This is a genomic window from Hymenobacter agri (genome assembly GCF_054778495.1).
The window spans coordinates 1-6,048 of the sequence record NZ_BAAGZM010000241.1 but is presented as its reverse complement, the minus strand read 5'-3'; the positions used below and the strand labels follow the sequence as shown (position 1 = coordinate 6,048).

Here is a 6,048-nt window from a genome sequence, read left to right as displayed (position 1 = left end):
CGGCCGTCCTCCAGCGCCGCGGCCGCCTTCAGGCTCAGCAGCTGGCTGAAGCTGGCGTCGGCCTCCTTGGCGTTGGAGTCGTCGGGGCGGTACATGTTCAGTTCCACCACGTCGCCGTTGAAGCCCAGGCCCACGTCGCCGCTGAGAGCCTTGGCCACGACCAGGTGGGCCAGGGCCGGCCGCAGGTAGTCGTCGAGCAGCTCGGCATTGTCAGCCGAGAGGTCGCGGTCGCGCAGCTGCTCCTTCAGCTCGGCGTAGAAGGCCGCGCCCAGGGCCGGGGCCAGGTCGAAGCGCTCCACCTTGCGCAGAGTGGGCAGCAGGGCCAGGTAGGTCAGGCGCGAGTCGCCGATGGCGTAGTGCACCGAGAACTGCCGGGCCGTGGCCAGCAGGTACTGGTGGGTGGCCACGGCCGCCGTCGACGTGCCCCAGGCCGCCAGCTCCGGCGCATCGAGGTGGGCGTCGAGGTGCTCGAGCACTTCCTCCAGCGCGTTGGTGCCTTTGCGGGTGAAGCTGGCCTGCAGGTCCTTAATCTGCCACTGGAAGGCCGTTTTGCTCCCGACCAGGTTCACGCCCGAGTCGGAGATGAGCACCTGCAGCAAAGGCATGTACTCGACGATGCCCAGGTTGGCCACGGCTCGCTGCACCAGACGCAGCAGCTCGCTGCGCACGTCGGTGCTGCCCGGGGCGAGTAGTTGCTCCAGGTCGGCGTCACTCAGCGCCTGCAGGTCGTTGTAGAGCGCTGGGCCCAGCAGCGGGCGCAGCTGCCGGGTCTCGACCAGCTGCAGGTCGGGCGCCAGGTTCTCCAGGTCGGTGCCGCTCACGTTCACCCGAACGTGCGCGCAGAATTGCTCGATGGTGCGGATGAAGCTCATTTTGATTGCTGTTGGGGGTCGGCCGCCGACGAGTCTTTGGCATCGGGCTGCATGACGAAGGGGTTGAGGAAGCGGAAGCGAATGCGCTTGCCGTTCACCGTCCAGTTGTTGTAGCGGGCAATCAGGTTCAGCGGCTCGAGTACCAGGTCGAGGTGGAATTGGGCGGTGCTGACGAAGTTGTTGAACAGCACCCGCGGCTCGGAGCCGCCGCCGGCCCCGTCGCCCATGCCCTTGCCGGGGGATACCCCCATCAGGCTCGGGGCCACACCCACGGCCGTGTAGATGTGCGAGCTGGCCTCGGCCGAGTCCTCGATGTAGAGGCCGTCCTTGAGCTTGTCGTCGATGGCCGTAATCTTGAAGGCCTCCACCTCCTGGTTGGTGCGCTTGTCAAGGATGGTGGTGGTCATCACCGTTTTGCCGGCGCCATTGGTGCCTGACATCACGTTGTCGAAGGCCGTGAGCTCGTCGTTGATGAGGCGCACCTTCTCCTCCTGGCTCAGCCCTTCCCAGTCACCATACTTCCACTCCCAGTAGGCCGAGTGAATCGAGACCAGGTACTTCACCGACAACTGATTCTTGAACAGCGACTTCTTGAACTCGGGGATGGCCGCGGCCACCTCCAGCCAGCCCGAGCGCCGCACCGCGTTCCAGCTGGCGAGCTGGTAGAGGGCCTTGTCGGGCGAGGGAATGCTCAGCGGGTAGATGAACTTGAAGCCGTCGGTGCGCGCCCGCAGCGCCCCCACCGCGTCGTAGTAGGGGTCAAGGATGGGCACCTGCACCGCGTAGTCATCGGTGGCTGTGCCGCCGTTGTCCCAGTTGGCGTTGAGCACCACGTGCGTGGGCAGGCCGCCGGCCTTGGGCTTGAGGTAGCGCGTCCAGGGCGCCTCCTGGGTCGAGAGGCCGACAATTTTCTGCCGGTTCTTCGACACAATCAGCTCCGGAAAGGCGTTGCTAAACGTGTTCACGTCGTGCAGCGCCTCGAAGGCGTAGCGCGCCACGTTGCTGCCTTCGAGAAAATCGTCGATTTCCTCAATTTGCTGCGCCTCAAAAATCTTTGCGCCGTCCTGGTTGACGCCGGTGATGATGCCGTAGACGATGCCTCCGCCGTACATCATGCTGGTTTTGCGCTCGAGCACGCTCGGCAGCACCGTATTCTTCTCGATGTCCTTGATAACGGCCTGCGGAAACAGGTTGTCCTCGCCCCAGGGAATGACGTCGCCCCCGGTGTCGGGCTTTTTCTGCGGCGTGGTGGGCTCCTCCTCCACCGCCGGCTTGCCACCCGAGCCACGCAGGGCGGCCGCCGAGGCCGCGCTCATGTTCAGCCGGAAGACCGTGCCCGACTTTTCCGTGTACGCCAGCGTGGCGTCCTTATTCACTACTACTCTGCTGCTCATCCCAACACCACTTTCTGCCCGTTGAACTCCAATATGAGCCAGATGTGGACCTTCCGCACCTGACTGCTGTTGCCTTGCACGAGGTTGCGCGTAGCGTTTTGGTAGTGGGCCGGCAGGCGGCCAGGCGTTTCCTCCGCCGCGTGCGCGGCACGCGGCCGCTCCGCGCCGGCTTGCCGCCGGCGTGAGAGCTGGCACCGATGCCACTCTTCGATTTTGCCTCCGGTTTTGCGGCGTTTGTCCGCCTTCACAAACCGAATACTGAACCGCTCCTCCCCTTCTTCCATCTGCCGGAGCACCTCCGTCAGCCGCACACTGTTCGCAATCATCGAGGCAAACTTCTCCCTACCGCGCGCCCGAAAAAAGGACAGCAAAACGCCCGGCTGCAGGCGCGAAAACCCCATTCTCACGCCATAATGCCCTGGCGGCACCATGCGGGCCGTTTTTCGCGTTTTTGCGGTCGGAATTTTCTCATGTAGTGCTTGAACACCCCGACGCGCACTGTTCTGATGTTGGCAATTGCCAGTACCAACCAATAGGATATATGCCACAAAAAAGGCCGCTTCCTGCGTGGAAACGGCCTTTTCGCTCGTTAAACATCGTCATGACGTGGCAATTGCCACTACGCACTCACGATGATGAGCCCGCTGGCATGGGGCGTGGCCCGGGCCACGTGCTTGTCGATGGAAAGGAAGTGCAGGTCGACCGTATCGGTGAAGTGGGTGGCTTCCTGCCCGGGTACGGTGAGTTTCTTCTCGCTGCTCTTATCCTTGGCAATCTCGCCCCGGCTGTCCTGCTTCACCGGGGCCAGGCTCATGGCCGTGAGCACGTCCTTGCAGTTGACCTTATTGAAGCGCACCACCAACTGCCGCGGGTCTTCTTCCCCGAGCAGCTCGTGGGCCAAGTGGTAGCGGTGGGCGTAGCTCGGCACCCGGCCCTGGTTGAAGTGGCGCACCTTCCAGCCATGGTGGCGCAGGCGCTCGGCGAACTGCTGGTTGTAGGTCAGGTCGGCATCGGGCTTACGGGCGTTGCCCCACTCGGTATCCTCGATGAAGTGAAATTCCTGCCGGATGTGGTTCTCATAGTACTTGCAGAAGGCATCGGCCAGGTCGTTAATGAGCTTGGGGTGCTTGACGTAGAAACCCTTCAGGAAGCGGTACTGGCGCACCTCGGTATGCACCTGAGCTACAGTCAGGGTGCTGATTTTGCTGCCCCAGTCCACGGCGCCCCGGATGGGCAGTTCGGTGCGGCAGTCCCCATCCATGCGGCTGTCCTGCACCTTTAGCTTGCTCAGGTTGAAGTCCAGGCCGGCGATGTAGTTGGTATTGGGGCACTCCTCGGCGTGGTGCGGCGCCAGGCGCGGGTAGAAGCCCGCCTCGACCGATTTGGGCCGCTGGTTGAGGATTTCAATGAGAAACACGAAGTCCGACAACTCACGCCGCTGCTCCTCCAGGTAGGGAATGCCCAGGTTGACCAGGTTGTCGAAGATGTTGGCCTCCGAGTAGAGCAGGCCGCGGGGCACCTCCTTGCCGTTGTGCCGCAGCTTTTTGGGGTTGGCGTAGAACGTGAGCTGGGCCGAGAGCGCCAGAATCTCCTCGTAGAGCGCCAGCCGGGTTTTCAGCGAGCGCGAGTCGACGAACTCCAGCTGCAGGCGAATCATCGCGTCGCGCGTGGCCGAGAAGGGCTTGCCGTCGCGCTCGTAGTAGGCCGAATCGTCGAGCAGCCACTTGCCCGTGTCGCCCCAGGGCATCGAGGAGAACAGGAACTTGCCGTGGTGCAGGTCGCAGCCCTTCCACACGTCCTTGTTGCCCCGGTTCGAGGCAATGACGTCGGTGCCGAGCTTTTCGCGGTCGAGCAGCAGGGCCTCGTCGCCGATGTAGCCATCCAGGTTCAGGCCGCGGCTGCTGGAGCCATTGCCGTCCTGCGAAATCAGGTGAAAGCCCGTACCGGTGTAAAAGATGATGAAGTGGTCGTACTTCACCGGCCGCTGAAACGGCTCGGGCCACCCCCAGGACGAGGGCGGCTTGCGGCCGATGAAGTAATGCACGTCCTTGATGTAACCGAGCCGCTCCAGCGCGTCAATCGTCGAGGGCAGCGTCCGGGTCAGAATCTGGCCGTAGGTCGAGCCCACGATGCCCCAGCAGCTGCGGGGCATCTTCGTCACGATGAGGTGAATCAGCCAGGCGATGAGCGTGGACTTGCCGGTGGCCCGACTCCACAGGCTCACGGCGCTGGCCAGCTTCGAGATAATGAACCGCAATTGCGGGCGGTTAAACTTGAGCGGCTTAACCGATGGGGCTTTCGTAGGCATCGTCTTCCTCCTCGTTCGCTTCCCGGGCCTCGCCGAGCAGCTTTTCCATTCCCTCCAGACTCAAATCGCTCGCCTCCACGGCCCGCACTACTTCCGCGTAGGTTTCGGGCTCTATCTTGTCCAAGTTGCCCAGGTCGATGGTTTTCTCGGCGCTGGCGCCTCCCATGTGAATGGTAAGGTAGAAGCTGCGGTTGCCGAGCACCTCGGGCGTGAGGGCGCTCGAATCCTCCTTGTCCAGGCCCTTGAGCGCGGCCATGTTCTTGATGGCGGCGTTGGCTGATTTCAAATCCGGATTGCCAAACTTGTCCTGGGCCTTCAGGGCCTTGCGGAAGACAAGCATCGACATCTCGTAGAGAATGTGCTTGATGCCATCCTTGTGCGTGCGGGTAACTTCGCCAAACAGAGCCGTCGAGTCGCGGATGCGACGATAGGCCGTTGCCCGGGCAATGCCGTAGCGGCCACAGAGCAGCCCAACTGTTTTTTCGGGCGATTTACCCTGAGTCAGCCAGGCATGGGTCGCCACAAGTTGCCCCTTCTGCTCAAGCTCAGCCGGTGAAAGCCGGTCTTCTTCCTCGTCTTCGAAGAACGAGGCCCGGATGCGGTCCAGGCTCGTTTCAGTGCCGGTGGTATAATTGGGGTTTTCCATCATCACATTTTCAGCTTGCTCTCCAGCAGGTGGATGTCGGCCTCCACCGTGGCCAGGTCGGCGGCCCGCTCAGGCCGCTTTTTCAGTTTGCTACGTTGGGGCTTTAGGTTGGCCAGCAGGCGGCGGATTTCGCCCTCATCGCGCACCTGTTCCAGCCCGGGCGTACCCGGACCCGCCGGGGCCAGCACCGACGCGCGGCCGGCAGCCTGGTCGTAGCTCTGGCTTATCAGGTCGCCGAGTTCGAGGATGCGCAGGGCCATCACCCGGCGCTGCTCGTCGGTGGCCACCAGACCCAGCTGCGCGTGCAGGTGGTTGCGCTCGGCGAACCAGTCGCGGCGCTGCGGGTCAACCTGTACAGGTTTCGGCGTTTCGCGTACACGTTCGGCCGATGTGTCGACGACGCGTACATGTGCGGCCGCCGGCACTGCATCCACCAACTGCTGCAGCGCGTGCACCAGCTTGGCCCGGGTAAACTCCGTCTCACCAAAGGCCAGCGTGCTGCGCAGCACGGCGCTACGGCCGTGCGCTTCGTATAAGGCCACGCCCTGGGCATAGTCCTGCCCGCTTTCCAACCACTCCTGAATCTCCTCCACGCTGCAAACCTGCGTCGTATCTTCCCCATCGAAAAGGACAAAAAAAAAGCCGCTGACCTTGCGGCCAGCGGCTAAAAACGGGTGGTCTCTCCTCCCTCACGCTTCCCGTCGTGCACCCGTTTTTCTTGTTGCCCTGGTGGGGCCTGCAGCGACTACTGCAGGCCCCACGTTTGTGTCGGGCAGTACCTCGACCAGGGCTGCCGGCTCCGGGGCCGGCACGGCGCGCTCGCGCAGC

At 63.1% G+C, this 6,048-nt stretch carries 6 protein-coding genes; all 6 read right to left on the bottom strand.

Annotated elements, in window-relative coordinates; genetic code table 11:
- On the bottom strand, nucleotides 1–872 hold an 872-nt coding region (locus ACYVDE_RS12710; protein ID WP_460501919.1), incomplete at its 3' end, for a DUF6712 family protein.
- Nucleotides 869–2,266 carry a hypothetical protein gene (locus ACYVDE_RS12705; protein WP_460501918.1) on the bottom strand — a complete coding sequence of 466 codons (1,398 nt, stop codon included), beginning with the start codon at nucleotides 2,264–2,266 and terminating at the stop codon, nucleotides 869–871. The genes ACYVDE_RS12705 and ACYVDE_RS12710, both read right to left, overlap by 4 nt.
- Nucleotides 2,263–2,814 carry a hypothetical protein gene (locus tag ACYVDE_RS12700; protein WP_460501917.1) on the bottom strand — a complete coding sequence of 184 codons (552 nt, stop codon included), beginning with the start codon at nucleotides 2,812–2,814 and terminating at the stop codon, nucleotides 2,263–2,265. Before ACYVDE_RS12700 ends, ACYVDE_RS12705 begins: the two co-directional genes overlap by 4 nt.
- 71 nt (nucleotides 2,815–2,885) lie before the next feature.
- Entirely contained in the window at nucleotides 2,886–4,523 is a 1,638-nt protein-coding gene (locus tag ACYVDE_RS12695; protein ID WP_460501916.1) for a hypothetical protein, read from the bottom strand.
- 25 nt (nucleotides 4,524–4,548) lie between these two features.
- Nucleotides 4,549–5,223, bottom strand: a complete 675-nt coding sequence (locus ACYVDE_RS12690; protein ID WP_460501915.1) for a hypothetical protein — start codon at nucleotides 5,221–5,223, stop codon at nucleotides 4,549–4,551.
- Complete coding sequence (locus ACYVDE_RS12685; RefSeq protein WP_460501914.1) at nucleotides 5,223–5,813, bottom strand: hypothetical protein; 591 nt, start codon at nucleotides 5,811–5,813, stop codon at nucleotides 5,223–5,225. Before ACYVDE_RS12685 ends, ACYVDE_RS12690 begins: the two co-directional genes overlap by 1 nt.
- Nucleotides 5,814–6,048 lie beyond the last annotated feature (235 nt).